This is a genomic window from Collinsella aerofaciens, from assembly GCF_015560135.1.
In the GTDB taxonomy this organism is placed as follows: Bacteria; Actinomycetota; Coriobacteriia; order Coriobacteriales; family Coriobacteriaceae; genus Collinsella; species Collinsella aerofaciens_AN.
Window position 1 is genome coordinate 82,240 of sequence record NZ_JADMRH010000004.1, and the last position, 26,165, is coordinate 108,404.

General features: G+C 60.4%; 27 protein-coding genes and 1 tRNA gene. 24 read left to right on the forward strand and 4 right to left on the reverse strand.

Going from position 1 to position 26,165, the window contains the following annotated elements:
• Nucleotides 1-14: 14 nt before the first annotated feature.
• Together I2H19_RS03035 and I2H19_RS03040 are read left to right on the forward strand one after the other, a co-directional pair.
• Nucleotides 15-782: an energy-coupling factor ABC transporter ATP-binding protein gene (locus I2H19_RS03035; RefSeq protein WP_195621169.1), complete on the forward strand. Its 768-nt coding sequence runs from the start codon at nt 15-17 to the stop codon at nt 780-782.
• 80 nt (nt 783-862) lie between these two features.
• Nucleotides 863-1,711 (forward strand): hypothetical protein, encoded by an 849-nt coding sequence (locus I2H19_RS03040; RefSeq protein ID WP_229089752.1) that lies wholly within the window; start codon nt 863-865, stop codon nt 1,709-1,711.
• Here I2H19_RS03040 and I2H19_RS03045 read toward each other — a convergent pair.
• Both I2H19_RS03045 and pyk read right to left on the reverse strand, forming a co-directional pair.
• On the reverse strand, nt 1,708-2,781 hold the full coding sequence (locus tag I2H19_RS03045) for a PDDEXK family nuclease (protein ID WP_195621171.1): 1,074 nt from the start codon (nt 2,779-2,781) through the stop codon (nt 1,708-1,710). The genes I2H19_RS03040 and I2H19_RS03045 overlap by 4 nt on opposite strands.
• Nucleotides 2,782-3,204: 423 nt before the next feature.
• Complete coding sequence (pyk, locus tag I2H19_RS03050) at nt 3,205-4,665, reverse strand: pyruvate kinase (RefSeq protein ID WP_195621173.1); 1,461 nt, start codon at nt 4,663-4,665, stop codon at nt 3,205-3,207.
• Between the two features lie 442 nt (nt 4,666-5,107).
• Between pyk and I2H19_RS03060 the strand changes: the two genes are divergently transcribed.
• On the forward strand, nt 5,108-7,789 hold the full coding sequence (locus I2H19_RS03060; RefSeq protein ID WP_195621187.1) for a cation-translocating P-type ATPase: 2,682 nt from the start codon (nt 5,108-5,110) through the stop codon (nt 7,787-7,789).
• Nucleotides 7,790-8,384: 595 nt separating this feature from the next.
• On the opposite strand, the gene I2H19_RS03065 is transcribed toward I2H19_RS03060, so the two are convergent.
• Nucleotides 8,385-8,882: a hypothetical protein gene (locus tag I2H19_RS03065; protein WP_195621188.1), complete on the reverse strand. Its 498-nt coding sequence runs from the start codon at nt 8,880-8,882 to the stop codon at nt 8,385-8,387.
• A 17-nt stretch (nt 8,883-8,899) separates the two neighbouring features.
• The gene (locus I2H19_RS03070) at nt 8,900-9,334 is read right to left on the reverse strand and encodes a hypothetical protein (RefSeq protein ID WP_195621189.1); all 435 of its coding nucleotides are present in this window, start codon (nt 9,332-9,334) and stop codon (nt 8,900-8,902) included.
• Nucleotides 9,335-9,495: 161 nt separating this feature from the next.
• Here I2H19_RS03070 and I2H19_RS03075 point away from each other — a divergent pair, with 161 nt between their 5' ends.
• The 21 genes from I2H19_RS03075 to metG all read left to right on the forward strand — a co-directional run bounded on the left by I2H19_RS03075 (nt 9,496) and on the right by metG (nt 26,155).
• A complete protein-coding gene (locus I2H19_RS03075) occupies nt 9,496-9,984 on the forward strand; it encodes a hypothetical protein (RefSeq protein WP_195621190.1) in 489 nt (162 codons plus the stop codon).
• 11 nt (nt 9,985-9,995) lie between these two features.
• Nucleotides 9,996-10,247 carry a helix-turn-helix domain-containing protein gene (locus tag I2H19_RS03080; RefSeq protein ID WP_118266160.1) on the forward strand — a complete coding sequence of 84 codons (252 nt, stop codon included), beginning with the start codon at nt 9,996-9,998 and terminating at the stop codon, nt 10,245-10,247.
• Nucleotides 10,248-10,519: 272 nt separating this feature from the next.
• A complete protein-coding gene (gene rsgA / locus I2H19_RS03085; protein WP_195621251.1) occupies nt 10,520-11,473 on the forward strand; it encodes a ribosome small subunit-dependent GTPase A in 954 nt (317 codons plus the stop codon).
• Nucleotides 11,474-11,725: 252 nt separating this feature from the next.
• Nucleotides 11,726-12,385, forward strand: coding sequence for a Flp pilus assembly protein CpaB (gene cpaB, locus I2H19_RS03090; protein WP_271745477.1), 660 nt, complete (start codon nt 11,726-11,728; stop codon nt 12,383-12,385).
• Nucleotides 12,385-14,034, forward strand: coding sequence for a nucleotide-binding protein (locus I2H19_RS03095; RefSeq protein ID WP_195621194.1), 1,650 nt, complete (start codon nt 12,385-12,387; stop codon nt 14,032-14,034). Before cpaB ends, I2H19_RS03095 begins: the two co-directional genes overlap by 1 nt.
• The gene (locus tag I2H19_RS03100; protein WP_195621196.1) at nt 14,031-15,359 is read left to right on the forward strand and encodes a CpaF family protein; all 1,329 of its coding nucleotides are present in this window, start codon (nt 14,031-14,033) and stop codon (nt 15,357-15,359) included. Before I2H19_RS03095 ends, I2H19_RS03100 begins: the two co-directional genes overlap by 4 nt.
• Nucleotides 15,332-16,258, forward strand: a complete 927-nt coding sequence (locus I2H19_RS03105) for a type II secretion system F family protein (protein WP_195621198.1) — start codon at nt 15,332-15,334, stop codon at nt 16,256-16,258. Before I2H19_RS03100 ends, I2H19_RS03105 begins: the two co-directional genes overlap by 28 nt.
• Entirely contained in the window at nt 16,255-16,896 is a 642-nt protein-coding gene (locus I2H19_RS03110) for a type II secretion system F family protein (RefSeq protein WP_195621199.1), read from the forward strand. The genes I2H19_RS03105 and I2H19_RS03110 overlap by 4 nt, the downstream gene beginning before the upstream one ends.
• 10 nt (nt 16,897-16,906) lie before the next feature.
• On the forward strand, nt 16,907-17,140 hold the full coding sequence (locus I2H19_RS03115; protein ID WP_118288839.1) for a Flp family type IVb pilin: 234 nt from the start codon (nt 16,907-16,909) through the stop codon (nt 17,138-17,140).
• On the forward strand, nt 17,104-17,667 hold the full coding sequence (locus I2H19_RS03120; protein ID WP_195621200.1) for a hypothetical protein: 564 nt from the start codon (nt 17,104-17,106) through the stop codon (nt 17,665-17,667). The genes I2H19_RS03115 and I2H19_RS03120 overlap by 37 nt, the downstream gene beginning before the upstream one ends.
• A gap of 1 nt (nt 17,668) precedes the next feature.
• On the forward strand, nt 17,669-17,887 hold the full coding sequence (locus I2H19_RS03125; protein WP_195621201.1) for a hypothetical protein: 219 nt from the start codon (nt 17,669-17,671) through the stop codon (nt 17,885-17,887).
• Complete coding sequence (locus I2H19_RS03130) at nt 17,829-18,359, forward strand: TadE/TadG family type IV pilus assembly protein (protein ID WP_267489793.1); 531 nt, start codon at nt 17,829-17,831, stop codon at nt 18,357-18,359. The genes I2H19_RS03125 and I2H19_RS03130 overlap by 59 nt, the downstream gene beginning before the upstream one ends.
• Nucleotides 18,360-18,423: 64 nt before the next feature.
• Nucleotides 18,424-20,484 carry a hypothetical protein gene (locus I2H19_RS03135; RefSeq protein ID WP_195621256.1) on the forward strand — a complete coding sequence of 687 codons (2,061 nt, stop codon included), beginning with the start codon at nt 18,424-18,426 and terminating at the stop codon, nt 20,482-20,484.
• Nucleotides 20,484-20,960, forward strand: coding sequence for a TadE/TadG family type IV pilus assembly protein (locus I2H19_RS03140; RefSeq protein WP_195363289.1), 477 nt, complete (start codon nt 20,484-20,486; stop codon nt 20,958-20,960). Before I2H19_RS03135 ends, I2H19_RS03140 begins: the two co-directional genes overlap by 1 nt.
• On the forward strand, nt 20,957-21,316 hold the full coding sequence (locus tag I2H19_RS03145; RefSeq protein WP_271745484.1) for a DUF192 domain-containing protein: 360 nt from the start codon (nt 20,957-20,959) through the stop codon (nt 21,314-21,316). Before I2H19_RS03140 ends, I2H19_RS03145 begins: the two co-directional genes overlap by 4 nt.
• Before the next feature lie 59 nt (nt 21,317-21,375).
• The gene (locus tag I2H19_RS03150) at nt 21,376-21,642 is read left to right on the forward strand and encodes a hypothetical protein (RefSeq protein WP_035136816.1); all 267 of its coding nucleotides are present in this window, start codon (nt 21,376-21,378) and stop codon (nt 21,640-21,642) included.
• The gene (locus I2H19_RS03155; RefSeq protein WP_035137167.1) at nt 21,642-21,926 is read left to right on the forward strand and encodes an ATP-binding protein; all 285 of its coding nucleotides are present in this window, start codon (nt 21,642-21,644) and stop codon (nt 21,924-21,926) included. The genes I2H19_RS03150 and I2H19_RS03155 overlap by 1 nt, the downstream gene beginning before the upstream one ends.
• A 123-nt stretch (nt 21,927-22,049) precedes the next feature.
• Nucleotides 22,050-22,122: transfer RNA gene (locus I2H19_RS03160), tRNA-Phe, on the forward strand.
• A 415-nt stretch (nt 22,123-22,537) separates the two neighbouring features.
• Nucleotides 22,538-23,599 (forward strand): glycoside hydrolase family 5 protein, encoded by a 1,062-nt coding sequence (locus I2H19_RS03165; RefSeq protein WP_161115712.1) that lies wholly within the window; start codon nt 22,538-22,540, stop codon nt 23,597-23,599.
• Between the two features lie 6 nt (nt 23,600-23,605).
• On the forward strand, nt 23,606-24,484 hold the full coding sequence (gene rsmI, locus I2H19_RS03170) for a 16S rRNA (cytidine(1402)-2'-O)-methyltransferase (protein WP_195621202.1): 879 nt from the start codon (nt 23,606-23,608) through the stop codon (nt 24,482-24,484).
• 69 nt (nt 24,485-24,553) lie between these two features.
• Entirely contained in the window at nt 24,554-26,155 is a 1,602-nt protein-coding gene (gene metG, locus I2H19_RS03175; RefSeq protein WP_195621204.1) for a methionine--tRNA ligase, read from the forward strand.
• Nucleotides 26,156-26,165 lie beyond the last annotated feature (10 nt).

Here is a 26,165-nt window from a genome sequence, read left to right on the forward strand (position 1 = left end):
GGAAGGGCGACGTTTTGGCAAACGATACGAATAACGCGATGGGTGCGAGCGGTGCTGCCGGCGCTGAGACCACGCCGCTCATCGAGTTTCGCGACGTGGTGTTTTCCTATGCGGGCCATGCGGTGGTCGACGGCGTTTCGCTGCAGGTGGACCGTGGAGAGCTCGTTGCCCTGCTTGGTCCTAACGGTTGTGGCAAGACGACGATCATGCGCCTTATCAACGGCCTTGAGCTCGCGGATGCCGGCGCATACCTGTTTGACGGACGCGTGGTCGATGCGGCGTATCTGAAGGATTCTGCTGCTCAGAAGTTCCACCAGCGCGTGGGCTTCGTATTCCAAAACGCCGATGCCCAGCTGTTCTGCGCCACGGTGGGCGAGGAAGTTGCTTTTGGTCCCGCGCAGATGGGGCTGCCGGCAGACGAGCTCGAGCGCCGCGTGCGCGATGCCATGGGGCTGTTCCAGGTTGCCGACCTGGTCGATGCCTCTCCCTATCAGCTTTCGGGCGGGCAAAAGAAGCGTGTTGCGCTGGCTGCGGTGGTGTCGATGAACCCGGATATCTTGGTCCTTGACGAGCCTACCAATGGGCTCGACGAGGATTCATGCGACATCGTGGTCAACTTCTTGCTGGCCTACGTCGCGGCGGGTAAGACGGTCTTGATGAGCACGCATCACCAGGATTTGGTGCGACGCCTGGGTGCCCGTGCAATCTATATCGATCGATATCACCATGTGGTCGAGGCACCTTCGCCGTCGTATGGAACCGAAAGCGGTGCTACGGACTAGTTGCTGCGTAGAGCGTGCGTAGCCGCCCGCGCGGCTTTGCCGTGATGGTATAGTTATCCAGGTTTTTTATGGGGGTGGCTATGCCAAGTTGGAACATTCATATCGCTCAAACGGAGCGCATGCTGGCGCGTGCTGGTGTGCTTGCCGATAGCGTGCGCGACCGCAATGCCTTTTTGTTTGGCTGCGTGGTTCCGGATATCTTCGTGGGCTATATGGTCCCTGGCATCGCCGATCCCATCCCGTACCGCATTACGCACTTTGCCAAGCCTGAGCCCATCCCAAAGCCTCGTGAGCATGAGTTCTGGGATACCTATGTGGCACCGTTGCTTAAAAGTTCGCCCATCGGTGCGCCAGCCGCGGCGACCTCGATTATCGAGGAACGCGAGCGACTGAACCGCGTGCACTATCCCCAGCGCTACAGGGATGCTGAGCCGGTTGTCGGTCCCGGCGCTCGTGAGTTCTCGCTTGCGTCCGAAGATGTGGCGCAGTCGTTGCTCGATTTGACACTGGGTGTCTGGTCGCATCTGGTGGCCGATACCGTATGGAATACGCGCGTGAATCAGTACCTGGAGGCGCACGGCGGCAAGCCGTGCGAGGAGTTCCGCATTAAAAAGCAAGGCGACTTTGACTGGTTCGGCAAGACGCTCGGCATTGTTTCGATTCCGCGCGCGACCGATCGCCTGTATACTGCGGCGACGCGTTTTGGGCAGTATCCCATCCATAAGGAGTATGTGCTCAAGACCATCGGCGTTATGCACGAGATCGTGCGCGAAAACCCCGGCGAGCCCGACCATCCGCCATACCGCCTGCTGACCGAGAAATTCTTCGACGCAACGTTTACCGAGGTCATCGAGCTGACCGAGGCGGGTTTTGCCGCCCGTGTCGAATCGCCCGATGTGCCTGCGCTGCCCCTGATTGCTAGCTGCTAGCTGGCCGGCCCGGCAGTGAATAGCTCAACCCAATCGACAAGTAGCTCTTGCCGTAAGGTATCTTCGGCAATGCGCTCCTGTTTGGTCTTTGGGATGTGGGGAAGCCCGGCCTTTTTATGGATGAGCTCGGCTATGTGATCGAAGCTCTTCTTCTCCTTGATCTGGTCATAGGTAATTTGGATGACGTCGTAGCCCATGCTTGTGAGTGCGGTGGCGCGCTCGGCATCGGAGAGGCTCGCGGCTTCGCTGTCGTGGGCAGAGCGGCCTTGGCATTCCAGAATGACGCCCATGCTGTCGGTGGCGCTTTCGATGAGGATATCGGCGTAGCAGCAGGTTTTGTCATACAGCGAACGTGCGGCTTCACTGAGCGGGATGCGCGCGTTGTTGGCGATCTCGATGCCCTGGCCGCCCTCGTCGCGGGGGAGCGAGATAAGCATGGAGGTTTGTACTTCGAAGGGCGAGGCGGCCTGCCCCGTCATGTGCTCGGCCGCCCAGCGCAGTTGTTTGACGCCGCGCAGGCCTGCGGCTTGCTTGGCGAACGCGGCGATATCCGTTGCGGTAAGAAGCGGCGTGCGCTTCCACAAGTTGGTGTCATTGCCCTTGGTGTCGTTAACTCGCTCCCAGCCGCAGTTGGGTGGAATGAACTTAAGCGAAATAGCTTCATCGAGTTGTTGTTGCGTTCGCTCGCAGGGCTTAAACACTGCAAAGGAGCCGCACATCTCGTAGCACGCCATGAGTAACTGGTTGCGTGAGACCTGCGTGGCAAGGCTGAGCAGCGTGAACTCCGGTGAAGTGACATCAAATCCATGTTCAGTCTGCCTAAACGACCCCGGAGGTGGCTCTTGGGTCAGGAGGTGCGATTTAAACAGGCTTCGCGACCCGGATTGTGCCCGAGTGAATACAAGCCTGTGAAGTGGTGCGTGAAGCAGGTCTTTTACAACTGCATGACTTCCGAGGCCACAACATCTGCGATCCATATTGCCAAGGCTAATGGCGGGGTAAAGGCCTAATACCTGCGGCGGGATGCGGTAGTAGTTAAAGGCGGATTGCCCACAAAGCGTCAGGTCCATAATGCCCTCCTGGCCGAAATCATCTCTTTGAAGCGAGTGATGCCAGCGTCAATCCGGAAGTATGCGGCAAAATCTGAACCCTATGAGCGGACCTGGCTTTTGAGGCTAGTTTATCAGGCATTTTGTTGCGAAAAAACAGGGTGTGCACGGAGGTTCCAGAATTTGCCGCATACTTCCGAAAACCAGGTCGATTTGGTTCTTGCTAAAACGATTTATCAGCCCTGTGTGAGGTGTGGGTTTGCCACCGGGCGAACACTTTTAGCGCTTGGGGCTTTATTTTTTGGGCCTCGAAGGGTGGATTTCGCGCTTTTGGTAAAGAAATGAGTGCGTGTTTTGCCATGCGGCGGCATTGGCACAGAAAAAGGGCCCGGAAGGCGAAGCCTTCCGGGCCCTTTGCAATGCAAGTATGCTTGCAAGCGCGTTTTAGCGCACCTGAGCGACGTAAGCGACGTTGGTCGAGGAGACCTTATCCTCGAGCTGGACGCTCATGCGGGGATCGCCAGCGGTAGCGACGGTCAGATCGCCGGCCTTGACGTAGCCGAGCTCCTTAGCGGTCTCGATCGCCTTGACGATCGTGCCGTTGACGGTGCCCTGGGTAATCTCGGCCTGGTGCGGGATAACGCCCCAGTACATAATCATCTGCTGGACGGCCCACTCGTGGCGGGAGAACGCGCAGATCGGCATGTTGGGACGGAAGTGCGAGATCAGGCGAGCGGTACGACCGGTGGTCGTCGGCACGGTGATGCACTTGGCGCCAACGGTGGTGGCCATGTTCACAGCGGACATACCCACAACGTTGTTGACGACGCGGGTGCCGTGAGCGTCAGCCGGAACCTCGAGCGGAGCGTGAGCCGGGAGGTACTTCTCGGTCTCGAGAGCAATGCTGGCCTGCATCTTAACGGCCTCGACCGGGTACTTACCGGCAGCGGACTCGCCAGAGAGCATAACGGCGTCGGTGCCGTCGTAGATGGCGTTAGCAACGTCGGCAACCTCGGCGCGCGTCGGGCGCGGGTTCTGCTGCATGGAGTCGAGCATCTGCGTAGCGGTGATAACGGGCTTGTAGGCCGCGTTGCACTTGGCGATGATCTCCTTCTGGATGTGCGGAACGAGCTCGGGCTTGATCTCGATGCCCAGGTCGCCACGGGCGACCATGATGCCGTCGGAAGCCTCGAGGATCTCGTCGAAGTTCTCGACGCCCAGGGCGCACTCGATCTTCGGGAAGATCGTCACGTGCTCGCCACCGTTCTCGCGGCAAAGCTCGCGGATGCCGCGGACGGACTCGCCGTCACGGATGAAGGAAGCGGCGATGTAGTCGATGTTCTCGGTCAGGCCAAAGAGGATGTCCTGACGATCGCGCTCGGTGATGGCGGGCAGCGAGATGTTGACGTTGGGCATGTTGACGCCCTTGCGCTCGCCGATCAGGCCGTCGTTCTTAACGACGCAGGTCATGTCCTGGCCGTCGACGGACTCGACCTCGAGGGCAACCAGACCGTCATCGATCAGGATAAGGGAGCCCTTCTCGACCTCGGAGGGCAGAGCCAGGTAGTCGAGGGAGATGTGCTCAGAGGTGCCGTGGAAATCCTCGGACGTGGGCTGAGCGGTGACGACGATCTTATCGCCGGTCTTGACGGCAACCTTCTTGCCATCGACCAGAAGGCCGGTGCGGACCTCGGGGCCCTTGGTGTCGAGCAGGATGCCGACGGGCAGACCGAGCTCCTTGGAAATACGACGGACGCGCTCGATGCGACCGTGGTGCTCGTCGTAGGATCCGTGCGAGAAGTTAAAACGGGCGACGTTCATGCCCGCCTTGATCATCTCACGGATGGTCTCGTCGCTATCGCAGGCGGGACCCATGGTGCATACAATCTTGGTGCGCTTGTACATTCAGACCTCCATCTGACATCGTCTTGCGCTGATAGATAAACCATAAGAAATAAAACTGAGATGATTATAACGAAATGCCGACCGAATACCCCAAAAAATCGACCGTATGCCGAATTAGAAGTTCATTTTTTGCGGTAAAAACGGTATATGAAAAATCTTTACCAACCGCTCTGACCGCTGCTATCTGGGCGATATTTCAGTTTGACGATGCGCCGAAGAAAAAACGTTTTATCAATGTTGAGCATCACACGGTCTGCATCGTTGCACTCGAGCCGTGCTTCCAATTGGAATGTTTTGGCTAGACGCGCCGCTTTGGGGTACCATAGCTCCACTATCAACTGCCGCTCAGCACGGCAGCCTTGATGAGCCCTTGCCCTTCTCCTGGGAATTATGATCGGGCATCAATCTGCTGAGTGGCCCGAATCCCAGGAGGGGACTCTATATGCAAAAGGAATACCTGTCCGCCGCGGCGGAGGTACTCAGCGACCAAGGTGTCGATGAGAACCTCGGCCTGAGCAACGACGAGGCGTCGTCGCGCCTCGCCAAGACAGGCCCTAACAAGCTCGAGGAAGCCGAGAAGACGCCGTTGTGGAAGCGCTTCTTTGAGCAGATGGCCGATCCCATGGTCATCATGCTGATCGTTGCCGCCGTCATCAGTGCACTCACGGGCATGGTCAAGGGCGAGGCGGACTTTGCCGATGTCGCCATCATCATGTTCGTCGTTATCGTCAACTCGGTGCTGGGCGTGGTCCAGGAGGCTAAAAGCGAGGAGGCCCTCGAGGCCCTGCAGGAGATGAGCGCGGCGCAGTCCAAGGTGCTGCGCGACGGCAAGCTCGTGCATCTGCCGAGCGCCGAGCTCGTGCCCGGTGACGTGATCATGCTCGAGGCGGGCGACTCGGTCCCGGCCGACTGCCGCGTCCTCGAGAGCGCCACGATGAAGATCGAAGAGGCCGCACTCACCGGCGAGTCCGTGCCCGTAGAGAAGCACGCCAACGTGATCGAGCTTGCCGCGGGCACCGATGACGTGCCGCTCGGCGACCGCAAGAACATGTGCTACATGGGCTCCACCGTGGTGTACGGCCGCGGTCGCGCCGTCGTGGTCGGCACCGGCATGAACACCGAGATGGGCAAGATCGCCGGCGCCCTGGCCGAGGCCAAGGAAGAGCTCACGCCGCTGCAGGTGAAGCTTGCCGAGCTCAGCCGCATCCTCACCATCATGGTGATTGTCATCTGCGTCGTCATCTTTGGCGTCGACATCATCCGTCACGGCGTGGGCAACGTCCTTACCGACCCGACTGCCCTGCTCGACACCTTTATGGTTGCCGTCTCGCTCGCCGTCGCCGCCATCCCCGAGGGCCTGGTCGCCGTCGTGACCATCGTCCTTTCGCTCGGCGTGACCAAGATGGCCAAGCGTCAGGCAATCATCCGCAAGCTTTCTGCTGTCGAGACACTCGGCTGCACGCAGACCATCTGCTCGGACAAGACTGGCACGCTTACTCAGAACAAGATGACCGTCGTCAAGCACGAGCTCGCCGCGCCCAAGGAAAAGTTCCTGGCCGGCATGGCGCTGTGCTCCGATGCCCAGTGGGACGAGGAGCTGGGCGAGGCCGTGGGCGAGCCGACCGAGTGTGCGCTCGTCAACGACGCCGGCAAGGCTGGTCTTACTGGCCTGACTGCCGAGCACCCGCGCGTGGGCGAGGCCCCGTTCGACTCGGGTCGTAAGATGATGTCCGTGGTCGTCGAGACCCTGGACGGCGAGTACGAGCAGTACACCAAGGGCGCGCCCGACGTGGTGATCGGCCTGTGCACCCATATCTACGAGGGCGATAAGGTCGTCCCCCTGACCGAGGAGCGTCGCGCCGAGCTCGTGGCAGCCAACAAGGCTATGGCCGACGAGGCCCTGCGCGTGCTGGCGCTGGCGAGCCGCACCTACACCGAGGTTCCCGCCGACTGCAGCCCCGCTGCGCTCGAGCATGACCTGGTCTTCTGCGGTCTGTCCGGCATGATCGACCCGGTCCGTCCCGAGGTGGCCGACGCCATCCGCGAGGCCCACGACGCCGGTATCCGCACCGTCATGATTACGGGCGACCACATCGACACCGCCGTGGCCATCGCCAAGCAGCTGGGCATCGTCGCCGATCGCAGCCAGGCTATCACCGGCGCCGACCTCGACCGCATGAGCGGCGAGGAGCTCGATGCGCACATCGAGGATTACGGCGTGTACGCCCGTGTTCAGCCCGAGCACAAGACCCGCATCGTCGAGGCTTGGAAGTCGCGCGACCAGATCGTCGCCATGACGGGCGACGGCGTTAACGACGCCCCGTCCATCAAGCGCGCCGACATCGGCGTCGGTATGGGCATCACCGGCACCGACGTCACCAAGAACGTCGCCGACATGGTACTTGCCGACGATAACTTCGCCACCATCATCGGTGCCTGCGAAGAGGGCCGTCGCATCTACGACAACATCCGCAAGGTCATCCAGTTCCTGCTTTCGGCTAACCTTGCCGAGGTCTTCTCGGTGTTTATCGCCACGCTCATCGGCTTTACCATCTTCCAGCCGGTGCAGCTGCTGTGGGTGAACCTGGTCACCGACTGCTTCCCCGCGCTCGCGCTGGGCATGGAGGACGCCGAGGGTGACATCATGAAGCGCAGGCCGCGCAACGCCAAGGACGGCGTCTTTGCCGGTCACATGGGCCTGGACTGCGTGGTCCAGGGCCTGATCATCACCGTGCTGGTGCTGGCGAGCTTCTTTGTGGGCGTGTACTTTGACATGGGCTACATTCACATCGCCGATATGATCGCCGGCAATGCCGACGAGGAAGGCGTGATGATGGCGTTCATCACGCTCAACATGGTCGAGATCTTCCACTGCTTCAATATGCGCAGCCGTCGTGCGTCGCTGTTTAGCATGAAGAAGCAGAACAAGTGGCTTTGGGCTTCGGCTGCGCTGGCGCTGGTGTTGACGGTTATCGTGACCGTGCAGCCGACGCTTGCCGAGATGTTCTTTGGCCCTGTGACGCTTGAGCTCAAGGGCGTTATCGCCGCGCTGGGCTTGGCCTTCCTGATCATCCCGCTGATGGAGATCTACAAGGCGATCATGCGCGCGGTCGAGAAGGAGTAACGCTCTCGTCCGGGCCCGCCCCACGCCCTTTCTCCCTCACTGGTCCTCGCGCTTCGCGCTGCGGGATCGTTCGGGAGAAAGGGCTTCCGGGGCGGGCCCTGCGCTATCCTTGCTGGCTTTTCTCCCGTGCGGATGAAAAGGGCTGAGGGAAAGTATGTGAGCTGGTCGGGCTTTGCCCGGCCAGCTCTTTTTTAGAGCATTTGCTCGACCGACTCTTTTTGTGAACTGGATTGTATGGGGTTGAATCGGCGACGCGTTAGGAGAAGCCGGGAACGTCGCTGAAGGGGATTTGAGGCATAAAGAGAACGATGACGGCCATAATTCCCCAGTAGATTTGCAGAGGTAGCGGAGCCGATATCAGGGCACTAAAGAAGGACAAACCCTTTTTGCTTCCATATAGCTGGACCGAGCTGAGAAGAGCAATTCCAAAAGAGATGGCACTCGGCCAGCATGCTTTGACAATGAGGCTAAGGAAATAGCATATTAATGTTATCGCTATGCACCCAATGCCCCAGAGCCACTTCTTGTTGAGGAAATACTGGATGCCCCATACACCAATTACGGGGGCAATGATGACTGGCAACATAGCCGTATCCTAACTATTTATACAACGAATGTATTCTCCGGAGTTGGGGGGATAGACGCTGCAAGGTAGACGGTACGCGTTGCCTGCGGGTACGGGGTGTCCAAGGAGTTGCTTTGCTGCATACTCAGGCCAATAACCTCCGGTTTTGCTTATGATCTTCTTAATCAGTCCGTCGATTACAAGCCCCGTTACATAGCCGATGAGTTCTTTTCCAATAAAAATGGCAATTTTGACGATCCATTCTTTAGCGCCGCGTGTGGCAGCTGCTAAATCATCCAAAGACAGGGTCTGGAATCGCTCGATAATTTGGACATCTCCGTTTTCATCTAGTGCGTATGTCGTCCATCCTGTGCCGGACTCATTGACAGCTTCAATGTACTCTTCGGCAGAAGGGAACTCTACTTCAAGAGGTTGCGCCTTAGATTGCTTTGGTGAAATGGCAATTGAGCAAAGCGCAACTGCGCTTGCGATGAATGACTTACGGCTTACGGGAACGTTGCGTAGCATGTGTATCCTCCTGACATTTAGCTTGACATTGCTGTGTTGTTCAGATTCAGCCTCCAATCCGTGAAACGCATTTCAAACGAATCAAGCGTGGAAAGGTCGAACTCGGACGCTATCTTTCCTTCAGAGATGGCAAAAATTGAAGGATAAAACTCGAATGACGGCAGAAGCGCCTTAAGTGTTTCCCTATCAACCTCCTTTTGGCTCTTAGGGACAACGAGGATCTCGATGTCGTTCTTGAGACTCGGCGAAAGCGAGCGTTCTGCCGCACGGAGCTCTTCACAGGCCGGGCAGCCCTCCAGCTCAATTTGCACGATAAAAGATTCGCCTCTGCTTAATTTCGATCGAAATTCGGGCAATGAGATATTGATTGGATCGGAATTGGTTCGTACTGACGAGAAGAGGGCGAAAAGGGACAGCGATAAGATAAGGATAAGGACGGCTTGCTTTCTCATGGGTCCTCCAAACTCTATAAAGGTAAATTACTTTATATAAAACATTAAATAAAGAGTTTTAAAAATGAACGGTATTGATTTGCTGGTAAATGGTTTTGAGCGAGAGCGGTTGGATTGAAAAGTACAATGAACGCAGGGAAATAAGGAAAAAAGGAGGAGAAATGAAAGATCGCGATATACATCTGCGGTTGACGACGAGTTTTCTGACAATCTTCTGTATCGCCCTGGCGGTTCAAGCGCTATGTTGCGTGGTGTTGTTCGTTCATCTTGCGAACCTGTTGCTCATCGACGGTATCTCTGCGGTGAGCGGCGGATTTCTGCTCTTGTTTATGGTTAGCACGCTTTGCGACGCTGCAACGTTTCTCCTGTTTACGATTCTGACGGCGAAAGTCAGGCATGAGGGTCGTCCTTTTGGTAAGTGGCAGACCAGGATTTTGGTCGCGGCTGGCCTCCTGATGTCGGTAAAAGCCGTCATCAGCATCATATGGCCGACGATTCAATTACCATACAGCAATGTTCTTGGAACGGCTGAGCCCGTGTTTCCCGAGTTTGATTTTCAATCGCTTTCTTACGGACTCGTTTTCTTTGCGTTGGCGGGGGTCTTTGAATACGGTAGGGTATTGCAGGAAGATGCAGACGAGATTCTCTAGGGGGTGGCACGGTGCCGATTGTTATGCGTCTTGACCGCGTGATGGCGGACCGTAAAATCTCGTCGCAGGAACTTGCCGAAATCATTGGAATATCGCCTGTTAATCTGTCTCGAATTAAAACGGGAAGACTCAAGGGGATCCGCTTTTCTACACTTCAAGCAATGTGCGAGGCGCTTCATTGCAAGCCCGGCGACATCATCGATTGGATGGATGATGACGAGTACGCCGCAGCATTTGGTAAGTCGGACGGAACAATGCGTTAAAATACCTGCTCAGTTGTGTGGTTTTGTGCTGGGAGGCGTTTGTGGGCAAGGCTAAGGCTAAGGCGAAGAAAAAGACGACGGGGGCGCGGGCTAAGCGCGATCGTCGTCGGAAGCTTGCGACCGAAGCTCCCGCGTCTGCCGAGGAGCTGCTGGCAAGCGTGCCGGGGCTCGATGCGCTGCAGGATGTTCCGGCGTTTGATGACCTGCCGGTCGATGAAGCCCAGCAGACTGCCTTTGATGATTTCTGCGCACATGCCGAGGAGCCCGAGCAGATGCAGCTGGGTGCCGTTATTCGCCTGGATCGCGGGTTTCCGCTGGTGGCCACTGCCGACGACACCTTTCGCGCCGAGCATGCCGTGGGGTTTGCCAAGTCGCGCGGCGAGGACGAGGTCCTGCTGCCTGCCGTGGGCGACCGTGTGGCGGTGCGCCGCGCTCCCGGGCACGATATGGGCGTGATTGAGTGCGTGCTGCCGCGCCGTACGAGCTTTGAGCGTTGGCGCGGCCGTGCCCGTGGAGAGCGCCAGGTGCTCTGCTCCAACGTGGATAGCGTGCTAATCGTGCAGGCGCTCGGTGCCGGTGAGGTGCTGCTCGACCGCGTGGCGCGCTCGCTGGTGTTGGCGCTCGACTGCGATGCCGAGCCGGTGGTGGTGCTTACCAAAGCTGACCGCTGCGATGCCGAGGAGCTCGAGCGCGATCTGGACCGCGTGCGCCGCCTGGTGGGTCCGGACGTGCGCGTGATCGTGACGTCCTCTGCCGAGGGCCGCGGCCTGGACGAGGTCCGTGCCTGCGTGCCCGCCGGGAGCTGCGCCATGATTCTGGGCGAGTCGGGTGCCGGCAAGTCGACGCTGCTCAATGCACTGCTGGGCCACGATACGTTGGCGACCGGCGGTGTGCGCGAACGCGACGACCAGGGCCGTCACACTACCGTCGCGCGCGTGATGGTGGCGCTGCCGGGCGACGCCGGCGTGATCGCCGATGCCCCGGGCCTGCGCAGCCTACCGCTCGTGGGTCACGAGCGGGGTCTGGCGCGCGCCTTCCCCGAGATTGTCGAGGCATCGCGCGCGTGCCGGTTTGGCGATTGTACACATACCCATGAGCCGGGTTGCGCCGTTCGCGAGGCCGAGGACGCCGGGCAGATTGACAGCCTGCGTCTGGAAACGTTCCAAAACCTGGCGTCATCCATGCGCGTGAGCGCTCAAATGCTCGATCCCGATGTCCATCTGTAATTGATTTTTCCTATGACAGCCGTCTCCCAACTGTTCGGGAGACGGCTTTTTTGCTGCGGAAAAGTCTCGAAACATGCAGTTTGCTGACGTGCTGACCAAAACCTTGCCACGAGATTGACGGGCTGGTCAGCTTTTGGTCAGCGATTGGTTTGACATCGAAAACCAAGATCGCGATTGCGCCGCTTTGCACTCTGACCGCTCAGACAATGGTGGTACGGGCATTCGCCCGGCACTGCCATGAGAGGAGCGGCCGTGAACAAGAGCAAGCGCATCGCCATCAGTCTGGTCGCGGGCGTGCTCGCTGCTCTGCTCTGCATGGTTTACGGCTCGTCGATCCGCTCGCAAGCCGAACAGGTCCAGGCTGAGACCTTGGCCAAGTACGGTGGCGATCGCGTCGAGGTATGCGTCGCGGCGCGCGATATCGATGTGGGCGAGACCCTCGATGAGACTAATGTCATAACCCAGGAATGGCTGACGAGCCTGCTGCCACGTGACGCGGTGACCGAGCTGCGCCAGGTACGCGGCGACGTGACGACTTCGCGTATTCCCAAAAACGCCGTGATCTGCAATGTCTACACCAAGGCCGAGAGTCACAAGCTCGAGGTGCCTAAGGGCAAGGTCGCCGTTTCGGTGGCGGTCGATGCCGAGCACTCGGTCGGCGGTGCTACGGGCGTGGGCAGCTACGTGGATGTGTATGTGCAAAAAGACGGCGTAACCGATCGGTTGTGCGGCGCGTACGTGATCGATACCAGTGAAGATTCCGGTGCCACGCGCGAGGACAAGATCGAATGGGTGACGCTGGCGGCTGACCCCGAAGACGTCAAGGAACTGCTGGGGGCATCGGGCAAGGGAACGGTCAGCTTGACGATTCCCTCCACGGCGCGCGGCAAAAAGAGCGGAGGCGACGAGTGATGAAGGCGATCTGGCTTGCGTGCTGCGCGTGCGGCGATTACGGGCTGTTGCAGCGGGAAGTCGAGGGCCGTGATACGGGTGCACAGGTGCTTCGCGTGGGTGACCTGGACGGGCTGGTTTCCATGGCGCGGGCGTTTCCGTCGCGCCGCGGGGCTGCCATCATCGCGGCGTCTCTGTTTGATACCGAAGATGTGCGCAAGACTGTTGCGCGCCTGACGGCCGAAGGCCGCGTGAGTCGCGTGGTCGTGTTGATAGAAGCACTCGATCCATCGGATATCGAGGGGCTGTTTCGCGCAGGGGCGACCGAGGTCATCGCTGCGCACAGTATATGCGGCAACGGGCGCGCGGGCGAGGGAGCGGTTGATTCCGATCGGTGCATGACGATTGAGCCCGATGCTTTTGTTGATAGGGAACCCGGGGCGCCTCGCGCTACAAGAGGCCCGCGTGTTGATGATTATGGAAAAGCGGAAGCCGAGCATGGTCGGCGCCCCCGGAACCCCCTTGTATACGATGACGCTGGAGAGCCGGCGCAGCATGCTGGCGACTCCCCGGCTGTAGATATGGGATACGTGCACGGCGTGAATCTGGCGGATGAACTCGACGAAGTTGAGGGCTTTGCCGGGTGCGGCGAGTTGTCGCTGATGCAGCATGAGCAGATTGCACAGAACGAGCCTGCCTCGCAGACCGAACAAGCTGCCATGCCGGCTTGGACGCAGCGTATGGTTGCGGCGGGGGAGACGGGGACGCTGTCGCCGACGCCCGCCCCGCCGCCTCCGATGCCGCCGGCAGACGCTGCCGCTCCGCAGCATCGAGCTCCGGTCATCTGCGCCATTTCGGGTTCGGGCGGTTGCGGCAAGTCGACGATCGTTGCCACCATGGCACACACATCGTCGCTGTTGGGCTTGCGTGCCGCCGTGCTCGACCTGGACCTGATGTTTGGAAACCTTTACGACTTGTTAGGCGTCGATGCTCCGCGCGATATGGCGGCACTTATCGAGCCGGCGGCGGCGGGCGCGCTCACCGAGCCGGATATCGTAGCCACATCGATGCGCGTGGCGCCAGGCGTTACGCTCTGGGGTCCCGTTGCGGCGCCCGAGCAAGCCGAGCTCATGGCACGTCCGGTGGAGCTACTGCTTGATGTTTTGCGTCGCGAATCCGACGTGGTCTTTATCGATACCTCGGTCTTTTGGGGCGACGCCGTGGCGGCTGCGGTGGCGGCGAGCGACCGTTGCCTGGTCGTTGGCGATGCTGCGGTGTCGTCCGCGACATCGGCGTCGCGCGTCATTGAACTGGCAAGTCGAGTAGGTGTGCCGCGCACGCGCATGAGCGCCGTGTTCAACCGGTTCGGTGCGCGCGGGGCAGACGAGGACGTCGCCATGCGCTTTGAGATTGCCTGTGCGTTGAGCTCCAAGATTCGTATCGCCGATGGCGGGCAGGATCTCGCCGCGCTCATGGCGTTTGGGCGCGCTGATGAGGCAGTGGGGCAGACCAGCGCTTTTGCGACCAGCGTGCGCGAGGCCACGCGCGAGATGCTCGTGGAACTGGGGTGCACCGTCGGCCCTTGGAGCGATATGGTCGCCGACCGTGCAACGCGCACCGAACGCCCGCGTATCCGCCTTCCCTGGTCGCGCGAGGGTGATCAGCGATGAGCCTGCAAACGAGGATTAAGGCTGCCGGCGCTGCAGCGGGGGCAGCGCCTGTAGATGCGGGGCGTCGCCGCGCGGTGAAACGACGCACCAAGCGCGCCGTGATGGACCGCATGGGTTACGACGAAGTGGCGCGTATCAGCGCCTATATCGACCCGGCACTTGCCCGCTCGGAATTGCGTCCCGCGGTGGAGGCGGCGCTCAATGTTGAGGAACCGACCGATCTCGCGACGACCGAGCGCGAGACCATCATCGACGAGATTTTGGATGACGTGGTGGGCCTGGGGCCGTTGCAGCCGCTCATCGAGGACGACACCGTTACCGAGATCATGATCAACGGCTGCCGCTCGGCTTTCTTTGAACGCGGCGGCGTCTTGCACCCCATCGAGCATGCGTTTGAGGATGATGAACAGATCCGTGTGCTTATCGACCGCATCATCTCGCCACTTGGCCGCCGTATCGACGAGCGCAGCCCCATCGTCAACGCCCGCCTCAAAACGGGCTATCGCGTCAACGCGGTGATTCCGCCTGTGGCGATTGACGGACCGATTCTCACCATCCGAAAGTTCTCGGACCGTATCTGCTCGCTGGACGAGCTTGTGGGGCTGGGGTCGCTGCCGCTTTGGTATGCGCAGCTGCTGTCGTGCGCGGTGTCGCTGCGACAGGACCTGGCGGTTGCGGGAGGCACGGGATCTGGTAAGACCACCCTGCTCAACGCGTTGTCATGCGAGATTTCCACCGGCGAGCGCATCGTGACGATCGAGGACTCTGCCGAGCTCAAGTTTGCGCATCATCCGCACGTGGTGCGCCTAGAGGCGCGCGAGGCTTCAATTGAGGGCGAGGGCGCGGTGACGATCCGCGACCTGGTGACCAATGCCCTGCGCATGCGCCCCGACCGCATCGTGGTGGGCGAGGTGCGCGGTGCCGAGTGCTGCGACATGTTGCAGGCCATGAACACGGGCCACGATGGGTCGCTCACCACACTTCATGCGGGTTCAGAACAGGAGACCGTGGTGCGTCTGACGTTGCTTGCACGTTATGGCATCGATCTGCCGAGCGAGCTCATCGAGGAGCAGATTGCCATGGCGCTCGACGGCATCGTGATGTCCGAGCGCCACGCCGATGGCAGGCGTTTCGTCTCCTCGTATTCGGGGGTGCGTCGCGCCGCGTCGGGCGGCGTAGAACTCGAGCGCTATGTGACTTTCGATGCCGCCGAGCGCACCTGGACGCTTGACCGCGAGCCGCCGTTTATCGCAGAAGGCCTGCGGTCGGGGACGCTCACACAAGAGGAGGTGGACGAATGGAGGTCGCTGTGCCCCTCGTCGTAGGGGGTTTGGCAGGGTTTTCTGTTGCGACGGCGTGCGGGGCGGAACCTCGTGTGCCGCAGGTGCCGCCGGCGGAGCTGGCGCGTCAGGCGCTCGAGACGGTGGCAGAGAAGCTGCCGCGTGAGCTGGTGGAAAACGATCTGCTGAAAAAGATCGCCCGTTCGTGGGCATCGCTGGCTCCGGCGCATCGCTTTGGCCTCGTGATTGAAGATGCTTCGGGGCGTTTGGCGTTTCTGCTGCTATCGAGCGGTGTCTGCTGCGTTTTACTAACGATGGTGTCGTTATCGCCCCTCGGATTTGCCTTGGGACTTGTTGCTCCGATTGCCGTTGGCGCCGCTCGGGATGGCTTTGAGAGCCGGCGCGAGCAACACGATACAGAAGAGGCCATGCCCGAGGCGTTTACCGCACTTTCCATGTCGCTTGCCTCGGGACATTCGCTGGCCCAGGGCATGCGCTTTGTGGGCGCTCATGCGCAAGAGCCGGTGCATACCGAGTTTTTGCGGGTGGCGGCGGCGATCGATTGCGGCATCTCGGCGACCGACGCGCTCGATGACCTGCTCGTGCGCATCGACGCCCCCGGTCTTTCGCTTGTGACTTTGGCGCTTAAGGTGTCTCAGCGTACCGGCGCTCCGCTTGCCGACTTACTGTCCGAGGCGTCGAGCATGGTGGGGGAGCGCATTGAGCTCAAGCGCCGCCTAGATGTTAAGACGTCGCAGGCCCGCATGTCTGCGCATATGGTCGCGGCGATGCCGACGGGCATGTGCGCGGTGTTGGCGCTGCTTTCGGCAGATTTTCGTCGCGGTCTTGCGACGCCTGCCGGCGCGGGCACTGTGGTGCTGGGTCTTGCCCTCAACGCCGTTGCCCTGGTGGTTATCCGGCGCATTATGCGGGTGGAGCTATGAGCGCCCCGGTTGCAGTTGCGGCTTGCCTGTGCGCTCTGAGTGTATTTGTCGCGACGGGTTTGGATCGGGCGGATGCACGCAAGATCGCAGAGGCCTGCAAGCGCGAGGCGGTGCTGGTCGCTGCCGCGGGTCGCTCGGTGGTCGATGCTCTGACCGCGCGAATGAAGGGCGCGGTTGGAGCGGGCGGCCCGGCGCGAGTGTCGCTCGGCGAAGTGTCCGAGATGATCGATGTTGTGCGCTTGGGTCTTTCGGCCGGCCTTTCGTTTGATGCGGCGCTTGAGATTTTCTGCGCCAACCGCCGGTCAGTGTTGGCTCTTCGCCTTGAGCGGGCCTGCATGGCGTGGCAGGTGGGCGTGGGCACGCGTGAGGACGAGTTATTGGCCGCCGCGCGCGACCTGGACGTGCGAGCGCTCGAGACCTTTGCCATCACGGTGGGGCAGGCGCTCGCCCTGGGTGCCCCACTTGCCGAGACACTGGCCGCTCAAAGTCGCGAGATCCGTGCGGCTCATCGCGCCGCGGTCGAGCGCGAGATTGAGCGTGCGCCCGTCAAGCTGCTGATTCCCACCGGCACGCTCATCTTGCCGGCGTTGCTTCTGTCCATATTGGGCCCGCTGCTGGGAGCAGGCGGGATGATGTAGGGAGGAATACATGAACACGATGGTCGAAGTTGCTGACAAGGCTTGGAACTGGGCTTTTTGCCGGGCGATCCGCGCTCGCCAGCATGCCAAGGAGCTGTTGCGGGAGGAGAGCGCGCAGGGTACCACCGAGTACGCCATTTTGGTGGGCGTGCTTGTGGTGATCGCGATTATTGCCATCGTTGCATTTAAAGGCAAGGTCCAAGATCTATGGAACGCTATCAGCGAGGGCATCAACAGCCTGTAGAGGGCGAGCGCCCCATCGGGGTGCTGCTGGTGTTTGCTTGCCTGACCGTGGCGATAGCGGCGGTGCTTTGGGGGCTTAACGCCGCGCGGCAGCAGCGTCCTGGGGCCGCCTTCGATTCGGGCTCAGATTCGGCGGTGGCGTCCCAAAAAGATGAGATGCGAGATGCGGACGATTCGGATGTCGCTGTCACGGCGCAAACCTTTCTGCGGACGCTCGACAAGCGGTCTGGCACTGCGACGGATTCGCCTGAGGACAACGCGATTGCGGTCCGGCTTGCATGGTCCGAGGACCGACCGATGACCGAGGCAGCGGCGGATATGTTACGCGCCTACCGCGAGGTGCCAACGGCCCAGCTCGCCCTGAGCGGCTATCTCGATATTAAGGGCAACGTATGGGGCGCCATCGTGCGCGATGGGCGCGGCTGGGTCGATATGGTGACGGTTGCCGCGGATGCTGGCGATGCTTCGTGTCGTCTGCGCGCCGTGCGTCTGGCCCCGCAAACAATGAGCTCAAAGGAGGGATCGTGAAATGCATGATGTCCTGCGTGAGGAATCTGCCCAGGCGACGGTCGAATACGCCATTGTCACGGTGGCGCTGTTATCGATCGTGCTGGCGATCGCGGGACTTTGGCGTGCCGGCACCGATGGGCGCTTGGCGGCGCTGGTTGAGCGGGCGGCATCCCATAGCGTTGCCTCGACGTCGGTTATCGACGCCGCTGCGGCCGCTAAGGACATCGCGTTGTATTGATGCCGCGCGCGAGGACCGGGCGCAGTCTACGGTCGAGGCCGCTTTTTTGCTGCCGACGTTTCTGACGCTCATCCTTCTCGCACTGCAACCGGTGTGCCTGCTTTATACGCGCGCGGTCATGGAGTCTGCCGCCGCCGAGACCGCGCGGCTCATGACCACGACGACGGCGGAGGACGACGATCTTAAGGAGTTCACCCGCCGCCGGCTTGCCGCAGTGCCCAACGTTTCGATCTTTCATGCCGGCGGGCCGTTGTCGTGGGATATCGAGCTTGGCCGGGCCGGTGCGGGTGGCGTCTCGTCCGTGTCCGTTTCCGGCGAGGTCAAGCCGTTGCCTGTGATCGGTGCGTTTGCGCAGGCTATGGGTGGTACCGCCGAGGGCGGCTACGTTGAGCTCAAGGTCGATGTCTCGTATCAATCGCGTCCCGAATGGCTGGAGGGAGATTATGATTCGTGGATTGCTGCATGGGATTAAGCGTTTCTGGTCTAGATGCGTTTTGACGCGCCGTCCGAGCTGCCATCGCAAACGAGGCGGCTTTATGGGCCGCGCCGGTGTCGATCTGTTTATCGAAGACGGTGCCTACACCACGCTTTCTTCTGCCGTGGTCATCCTAGTGGTGCTCACGTTGTTGTTTTCGTCGACCGCGGCGATATGGAGCATGTCGCGTGCCGGGGATACCCAGGTGGCGGCCGATAGCGGCGCGCTGGCGGGTGCCAACGTAGTGTCGTCCTATCACACGGCTGCCACGGTGGTTGATGCGAGCATCTTGAGTCTGGGGCTGGCGGGGTTTGCCACAATCGGGACGGGCCTGGTCGCCATCCTCATCCCAGGTGCCGAACCAGTTGCCGGCAATATGGTCGACACCGGGATTGAGATCATTAAAACGCGCAACAAGTTTGCCAAAAGCGCATCGGAAGGCTTACAGAAAATCGAGACGGCTCTGCCATATCTGATCGCCGCGCGTGCCACGCAGGCGGTGTCGGCGCAGGATACCGATAGTGTGGCCTATACCGGTACGGCGCTTGCCGTGCCCAGGACATCCGAATCGGACTTCGCTGCGCTCAAAGGGTCAGAGATCTCGACCGATACCATTAAAGACACATCAGATGATTTAGAGCGTGCGGCCGAGGAGCTGCGGAAGGCTTCTGAGGACACGGCGAAGGCTAAAGAGCGCGCTTGGCTGGCGGATTGTGGTGGATCGGTTCCGGCTTCGGTCGGTAGCTGTTCATGCATGTGGGAACGTGCGAGGAGTTTGGCAAAGCTCTCGGGTGAGCAGAACCCGCATTATGCCTCGAGCATTTCGTGGGAGCCACAGGTGGCGCTCGACCGCGCGAAGACCTACTACCGTCAACGCCTGGCAGACGAAAAACCGCATGGTTCAAGCGTCGAGACGAAGGCGGAGTCGGCGGCGCGCAAGGCGTTTTACACCTATGCGAGTACAGAGGTCAATCGTGCATATGTAACCGAGGACGGAGATGAAGTCGCTTCCTATATCCCGCTGTTGCCGCGCAACACTGACGAGGTGCGAGCGACGGAACTCTATACCGATACGGTGTGGCCAACCAGTGCCATCGATGGCAAGACGTATCTGCATTACGGAACGAGTTGCCCCAACTATAAGAAGGGGGCGCCATGCGGGCTGGCCTCGGTTGCTGCTTATGACGGGCAGGACAAATGCAATAGATGCCATTTTGGTGTTTCGTCGCTCGGTGCCGTTGCGGCTCCTTCGACTTCTATCGAAAACGGCTTTGAGTACCACTTTGATCGATTCAAAGAGGCTCTGGAAGACTACGTCGAATGCCGCAACAAAGAACTCGAACTTGAGCGTCAGACCGAGGATGAGGCCGACCGTGCGGGCAATGCGTTTGACCAGGCCATTAAAGCGCTTTCCGGCGAGCGCCCGCGTATCGCCCCACCTGGCCGTAACGGCGTGGTCGCCTTTGCAGTTTCGGGTGACATTACCAGCCCCGATCAACTTAACTCCTCGTTTAACGCGGCAGTCAGGCTTGGCGATCGCGGTGCTATCTCTGCCGCGGTGCTGGCCCCCGATGAGGCGACGGCGCAAAACAACGTGCTTTCGCGATTTTTCTCGACATTGAAGGAACGCTCGGGCGGCGTTGCCGGCGTGCTCGACGGCGTCATGGATGTTTGGGGACGGCTACTCGTGGGATACGGAGACATCCAAGGTTCGGCCGACGAACTTATGGACGAGATGATTAAAGACCTAGGAGGGGGCGGCGGTGCGTTGGGCTCCATTGCATCGTGGCTCGGCGATACCGTTTCGGCGTCCGTGGCGGCGCTAGGTTTGGAACCGTGCGACTTGCGCCTGCGAAAGCCGGTGCTGACCGATTCCGCCAACGTCATTAAGAGTCCGGGGTCTGACATTGCGGGTCTCTCTCAAACGCAAGACAAACTGCGAAGTATTCCGTTGGGCGTGACCGATCCCAAGGCGCTTTGCGAGGCGTTGGAATATCAAGTCGAACGCACCATTAGCGGTACGGTGTTCACACTTGCGGAGATTCCTCTGCCCGGCGGTGGCTCCATCCCGCTCACCGTCGATGTCGCCACGCTGGTTGGCGCTCTGGGCGGTGGGTCGTAATGAGTATCCGCATGCGTCTGCGCGAGGAGCGCGCCCAAGCGACGGTTGAGATGGCAGTGGTTACGCCCGTTTTGCTGGTGCTGGCACTCATCGTGTACAACGTCATGATCTTTGCCAGCGCTGTCGCGCGCTTCGACCGCGTGGTGCCCGACATCGTGCTGGCGCACGCTGTGGCGCCGGGCGGGGAGGGTGACGAGAGCTCTGCCGATGCCTCGGCGACGGTTCAGACTCAAATTCTGAATGCCATGGAAGGCTATGACTTGCAGATCGAAGTGTCGAGCGAGCAAGGCGCGGAGGCATCGGATGGTGGCCTGCTCTCCCTATCCGGTACGTTTAGGACCTACACCTGCACCATGCACTATGAGCCGTGGCCGACTTCTCTCAGCATCGCTGGCGTTCCGCTGGGGGCGCCGACAACGTTGTCGCACGAGCGCGCGGTGACGGTCGATCCGTGGCGTCCGGGGGTGGTCATGTGACCGCGGTCTCGTCCTACATCGCTTACGCGCGGGCACTCAACAGGCTGGGTTGGACGCCGGCCGAGTTTGTGGTGGCGGAGTCGTTTGCCGTGCGCCTGCGCGGCATGCTGGGACGGCGTCCGGTTGCCGCCAACGGCCTGCCGCTCGTCATGGCGTTTCCACGCTGCTCTTCGGTCCATACGTGTTTTATGGCCTATCCCATCGACATCGCCTTCATCGATGCACGCGGCAATATCCTCGCGCGCTACGAAAACGTATGTCCCTGGTGTATGTGCTCCTGCCCCGGCGCCTGGGCGGTATTGGAACGCCCTTCAATCCTCGCTACACCTCCCGCCCTCCAACAAGTGCCGGCGTAAGAGATTGGCGACAGCGGACTTTCGTCATACGAAATTGGGTAAGATGGAGGAGAAGATGCATGGATGTTGAGATCCATCCCAACGCTAAAAAGCACCTGACGGAAAAGCAGGTACTAGGTGCCTGGTTCGCGGTTACTGAGTGCATTCGCCGCGAGTCGGAGGACGAGCCGCCGAGATGGCTTGCCATTGGATGGCTTCCAGATGGTCGAAGTGTGGAACTTGTTGCGGTCGAACTAATTCGTGGATGGCTCATTATTCATGCCCTGTCTCCGGTTCAGAAGAAATTCTGGCAAGAGATTGAGCGAGCTCGGCAGAGGGGTCGATGATGGGCAAGACGTATACGGCCGCTAATGGTCAGGTTGTAACGGATGAAATGATTGACGCGTGGTGCGAGTCGTACGAGCGCGGAGAGTTTCCGGATGGCGAACACACCGTTGGTGGAATCGTGCATGGACGGCCCCCGCTCTCAGGTGAGGGGACGGCAACGCTGTCGGTCAAGATTCCTCTGGGAATGAAGGAGGCCATTCGTCGACGGGCGGCTGCCGAGGGGATGACGCCAAGTGAGTTTGCCCGTGCGGCTCTGAGTGAAAAACTTCTTGCTGCCGGCTGATGCCTCTGACGTGCCGATTTATAGAACCGAGGCTGTGCCCAAAAACTTTTTTAAAATTCTCGGTTGACCGGAACGCGTCCTTGGTTATACTAATCAAGCCTTGAAACAAGGCACACCTCAAATGGCTGGGTAGCTCAGTTGGTAGAGCAGAGGACTGAAAATCCTCGTGTCAGGGGTTCGATTCCCTTCCCCGCCACCTTGAATTGACTAGGACCTCTGCAAAGGGGTCCTTTTCTTTTATCGAGGGCTCTGCGGAAATTGCGTCTCGGAATTTGGCTTCAGAGTGGGATGCGTTTTCCGCTTTGAGGCCGCTTGGGAAAGCGCGACCCGGAATCCGGCGTCAGAATGGGATGTGCTTTCCTTTTGCGGTCTTTGGCGGAAACTGCGTCCCAGATCCCGCGCTCAGAACGGGATGCGCTTTCCGGCGCGTACTTCCGACGTGCGTGCAAATCTCGGCGCGCCATCTCGGGCCCGCCCAGACATTCCTTCCGCTTTTGCGCCACTTTACAGACCGTTCGGTCGTCTGTCCGCACGCGCGGGTATACTCAAAACGATACTTTTCCTATGCAATACGATGCAGGTTCGACCTGCACGATCCGAAGGGGGCAGTGATGGAGAGGATACTCGGCGTTAATCTCTCTGGCTGGTTTATTCCCGAGCCTTGGGTGACCCCGTCGCTATACGCGGCGACCGGTGCATCCAACGCGGCCGAGCTGCAGGAGGCCATGGGCACCGCCGCCTATAACGAGCGCATGCGCCGTCATTACGAGACGTTTGTGAGCGAGGACGATTTTCGCCGCATGGCGCAGATCGGTCTCAATGCCGTGCGTCTGCCGGTGCCCTGGTATGCCTTTGGTTCGCAGGAGTCCGATGCGTCCTACATCTCGGTTGTCGACTACATCGACCGTGCAATTGAGTGGGCTGCCAAGTACGACATCCGCGTGCTGCTTGATCTGGCAACTGTGCCCGGTGGCCAGGGCGATTCCAACGATTCGCCCGCCACGCCGGAGGCTGTCGCCGAGTGGCATTCGTCCACCAACGGCCGTCATGTCGCGCTCGACGTGCTCGAGCGCCTGGCCGATCGCTACGGCGAGGCCGAGAGCCTGCTGGGCATTGAGCTGCTGGACACGCCGCAGATGAGCGTCCGCAAGAGCCTCTTCACCATGACGGATGGCATTCCTGCTCACTACCTGCGCAATTTCTACCGCGATGCCTACGAGCTCGTCCGTTCGTATATGCCCGAGGATAAGATCGTCGTCTTCTCGTCTTCGGGGCATCCCAGCGAGTGGAAGCATTTTATGCGCGGCGCTAAGTACAAGAACGTCTACATGGACCTTCACCTGTACCATTACCGTGACGAGTATGCGCTCGATATCACGAGCCCCCGCGGGCTGACGACGGCGATTTCGCGCAACAAGCGCGAGCTCAAAGAAGCGATTTCGACTGGGTTCCCCGTGCTGGTGGGCGAATGGTCGGGCGCGGCGATCTTTGCCAACTCGTCGGTTACGCCCGAGGGCCGCAATGCCTACGAGCGCGTGTTTATCGCCAATCAGCTGGCTTCGTTTGCACCGGCTGCCGGTTGGTTCTTCCAAACGTGGAAGACCGAGAAGCGCATTGCAGCATGGGACGCCCGCGCGGCGCTCGGTACGCTCGAGCGCGGCATGATTGAATAGGTTGATATGACGCAGAACAGCGCCCATACGGGCAAACTCTATGTGGTCGGCACGCCCATCGGCAACCTGGGCGACCTGTCCCCGCGCGTTGGCGAGGCCTTTGCCGCTGCCGATGTCATCTGCTGCGAAGACACGCGTGTGACGTCAAAGCTGCTGATGCACCTGGGCATTTCCAAGCCGCTTGTCCGTTGCGACGAGAATGTGATCGCCAGCCGCGCCGCCGGCCTGGTCGACCGTCTGCTGGCGGGGGAGACCCTCGCCTTTGCCTCGGACGCCGGCATGCCGAGCGTGTCCGATCCCGGCCAGGCGCTGGTCGAGGCGGCGCGTGAGGCCGATGTGCCCGTCGAAGTTATTCCCGGGCCCTCTGCTTGCGTCACGGCGCTCGTTTCGTCCGGCATTCCCTGCGAGCATTTTTTCTTCGAGGGCTTTTTGGGTCGAAAGCACGGCGACCGCGCGCGCCGTTTGCAGCGCCTTGCCGTGGTGCCCGGCGCGCTCATCTTCTACGAGTCTCCACATCGCATTGTGGCGACGCTCGAGGCCGTGGCGGAGGTCTTTCCCCAACGTGAGGTTGCCGTCTGCCGCGAACTCACCAAGCTGCACGAGGAGGTCTTGCGCGGGCCCGCTGCCCAGCTTGCCGAGGAGCTGCGTGCTCGCGGCGAGGTAAAGGGCGAGATTGCGCTGGTCATCGCGCCGCCGAGCGAGGGTGAGGAGGCCGGTATCGTGCCGGTTGGCGCCGCGGCAGCGGATCCCGACGAGGCCCTGCGCGCGGATATCCGCGCCGCGCTCGAGGAGGGGGAGCCCGCCTCTGCGGTGGCCAAGCGCCTGTCTCAGAAGTATTCGCGCCGCAAGCGCGATGTCTATGCCATGGTGCTCGATATGCAATAGATGGAGGATATCCAGCCCTTGCGCTAGAATCATCCTCTGTATGCAACGTTTTTCTGGAGGACAAACCCCATGGATCAAAGCAAGCCTTCGTTCTTTATCACGACGCCCATCTACTACGTCAACGCCGATCCGCACCTGGGCACGGCTTATTCCACCATCATCGCCGACGTTCAGGCTCGCTATCGCCGTTCCGCCGGCTATAACGTCAAATTCCTGACCGGCATGGACGAGCACGGCGAGAAGGTCGCCGAGGCCGCAGCCAAGCACAACATGACGCCGCAGGAGTGGACCGATAGCCAGGCTCCGCACTTCAAGGAGCTTTGGAGCAAGCTCGAGATTTCCAATGATGATTTCATTCGCACCACCGAGCCGCGCCAGCATCATGCCGTGCAGTACCTGTGGGAGCGCATGAAGGAGTCCGGCTACCTGTATAAGGGTAGCTACGACGGCTGGTATTGCGTGCCTGACGAGACCTACTTCACCGATACGCAGGTCCAGAAGGGCGACGAGGAGTACGGCAGCGTCGGCCAGCACCTGTGCCCCGACTGCCACCGTCCGCTTGAGCGCGTGCAGGAGGAGTCCTACTTCTTTAAGCTTTCCGCCTTCCAGGACAAGCTGCTTAAGCTCTATGACGAGCATCCCGACTTTGTCGAGCCTGCGTTCCGCATGAACGAGGTTCGCAGCTTTGTCGAGGGCGGCCTTAACGACCTTTCCGTGAGCCGTACGAGCTTTGACTGGGGCATTCAGGTCCCGTTTGACGAGGGTCACGTGACCTACGTGTGGTTCGATGCGCTGCTCAACTATATGACGGCCGTCGGCTACGGTGTCGACACCGACGAGGCGCGTGCCGAGCTGGCCTATCGCTGGCCCGCGCAGTTCCACATCGTGGGTAAGGACATCATCCGCTTCCACTGCGTCATTTGGCCCGCCATGCTCATGGCCATCGGCGAGGCCCTGCCCGAGCACGTCTTTGCCCACGGCTTCCTGACCGTGCGCAATGCCGAGACCGGCAAGGCCGAGAAGATGTCCAAGAGCCGCGGCAACGCCATCGCTCCGCAGGACGTTATCGACATGCTGGGCGTCGAGGGCTATCGCTACTACTTTATGACCGACGTCGTCCCCGGCACCGACGGTGCCATCAGCTTCGACCGCATGGAGCAGGTCTACAACGCCGACCTGGCCAACAGCTGGGGCAACCTCATCTCGCGTTCGCTCAACATGAGCGGCAAGTATTTTGACGGTTGCGCGCCCGCCAAGCCCGCATCGTTCGATGCGTTCGACAACCCGCTGGCAAAGATCGCCGACGGCCTGGTCGAGCGCTACATGGCCAAGATGGACGTGCTCGATTACGGTGGAGCCAAGGATGAGGTCATGGAGCTCATCCACGCCGCCAACCACTACATCGAGGATTCCGAGCCCTGGGCGCTTGCCAAGGACGAGACCAAGGCTGACGAGCTGGCATTTGTGATCTACAACCTGCTCGAGGCTATCCGCATTGCCGCCCACCTGCTGATGCCGCTCATGCCTCAGACTTCTGCCGAGGCCCTGCGCCGCCTGTCCTGCGAGGACGAGGCCACGAGCGACGACCTTAAGGGTATCTGTGCTTGGGGCCTGCTCGCTGGTGGTCAGCCCGTCGAGAAGGGCGATCCGCTGTTCCCGCGCCTGGCGTAAAGATCGCGCG

What these genes read in the sequence shown, in the direction of transcription:
- I2H19_RS03040 (WP_229089752.1), top strand. Translation starts at nt 863, where the DNA reads ATGCCAAGTTGGAACATTCATATCGCTCAAACGGAGCGCATGCTGGCG.
- I2H19_RS03045 (WP_195621171.1), bottom strand. Translation starts at nt 2,781, where the DNA reads ATGGACCTGACGCTTTGTGGGCAATCCGCCTTTAACTACTACCGCATC.
- pyk (WP_195621173.1), bottom strand. Translation starts at nt 4,665, where the DNA reads ATGTACAAGCGCACCAAGATTGTATGCACCATGGGTCCCGCCTGCGAT.
- I2H19_RS03060 (WP_195621187.1), top strand. Translation starts at nt 5,108, where the DNA reads ATGCAAAAGGAATACCTGTCCGCCGCGGCGGAGGTACTCAGCGACCAA.
- I2H19_RS03065 (WP_195621188.1), bottom strand. Translation starts at nt 8,882, where the DNA reads ATGCTACGCAACGTTCCCGTAAGCCGTAAGTCATTCATCGCAAGCGCA.
- I2H19_RS03070 (WP_195621189.1), bottom strand. Translation starts at nt 9,334, where the DNA reads ATGAGAAAGCAAGCCGTCCTTATCCTTATCTTATCGCTGTCCCTTTTC.
- I2H19_RS03075 (WP_195621190.1), top strand. Translation starts at nt 9,496, where the DNA reads ATGAAAGATCGCGATATACATCTGCGGTTGACGACGAGTTTTCTGACA.
- rsgA (WP_195621251.1), top strand. Translation starts at nt 10,520, where the DNA reads ATGCAGCTGGGTGCCGTTATTCGCCTGGATCGCGGGTTTCCGCTGGTG.
- I2H19_RS03095 (WP_195621194.1), top strand. Translation starts at nt 12,385, where the DNA reads ATGAAGGCGATCTGGCTTGCGTGCTGCGCGTGCGGCGATTACGGGCTG.
- I2H19_RS03100 (WP_195621196.1), top strand. Translation starts at nt 14,031, where the DNA reads ATGAGCCTGCAAACGAGGATTAAGGCTGCCGGCGCTGCAGCGGGGGCA.
- I2H19_RS03105 (WP_195621198.1), top strand. Translation starts at nt 15,332, where the DNA reads ATGGAGGTCGCTGTGCCCCTCGTCGTAGGGGGTTTGGCAGGGTTTTCT.
- I2H19_RS03110 (WP_195621199.1), top strand. Translation starts at nt 16,255, where the DNA reads ATGAGCGCCCCGGTTGCAGTTGCGGCTTGCCTGTGCGCTCTGAGTGTA.
- I2H19_RS03115 (WP_118288839.1), top strand. Translation starts at nt 16,907, where the DNA reads ATGAACACGATGGTCGAAGTTGCTGACAAGGCTTGGAACTGGGCTTTT.
- I2H19_RS03120 (WP_195621200.1), top strand. Translation starts at nt 17,104, where the DNA reads ATGGAACGCTATCAGCGAGGGCATCAACAGCCTGTAGAGGGCGAGCGC.
- I2H19_RS03125 (WP_195621201.1), top strand. Translation starts at nt 17,669, where the DNA reads ATGCATGATGTCCTGCGTGAGGAATCTGCCCAGGCGACGGTCGAATAC.
- I2H19_RS03135 (WP_195621256.1), top strand. Translation starts at nt 18,424, where the DNA reads ATGGGCCGCGCCGGTGTCGATCTGTTTATCGAAGACGGTGCCTACACC.
- I2H19_RS03140 (WP_195363289.1), top strand. Translation starts at nt 20,484, where the DNA reads ATGAGTATCCGCATGCGTCTGCGCGAGGAGCGCGCCCAAGCGACGGTT.
- I2H19_RS03150 (WP_035136816.1), top strand. Translation starts at nt 21,376, where the DNA reads ATGGATGTTGAGATCCATCCCAACGCTAAAAAGCACCTGACGGAAAAG.
- I2H19_RS03155 (WP_035137167.1), top strand. Translation starts at nt 21,642, where the DNA reads ATGGGCAAGACGTATACGGCCGCTAATGGTCAGGTTGTAACGGATGAA.
- I2H19_RS03165 (WP_161115712.1), top strand. Translation starts at nt 22,538, where the DNA reads ATGGAGAGGATACTCGGCGTTAATCTCTCTGGCTGGTTTATTCCCGAG.
- rsmI (WP_195621202.1), top strand. Translation starts at nt 23,606, where the DNA reads ATGACGCAGAACAGCGCCCATACGGGCAAACTCTATGTGGTCGGCACG.
- metG (WP_195621204.1), top strand. Translation starts at nt 24,554, where the DNA reads ATGGATCAAAGCAAGCCTTCGTTCTTTATCACGACGCCCATCTACTAC.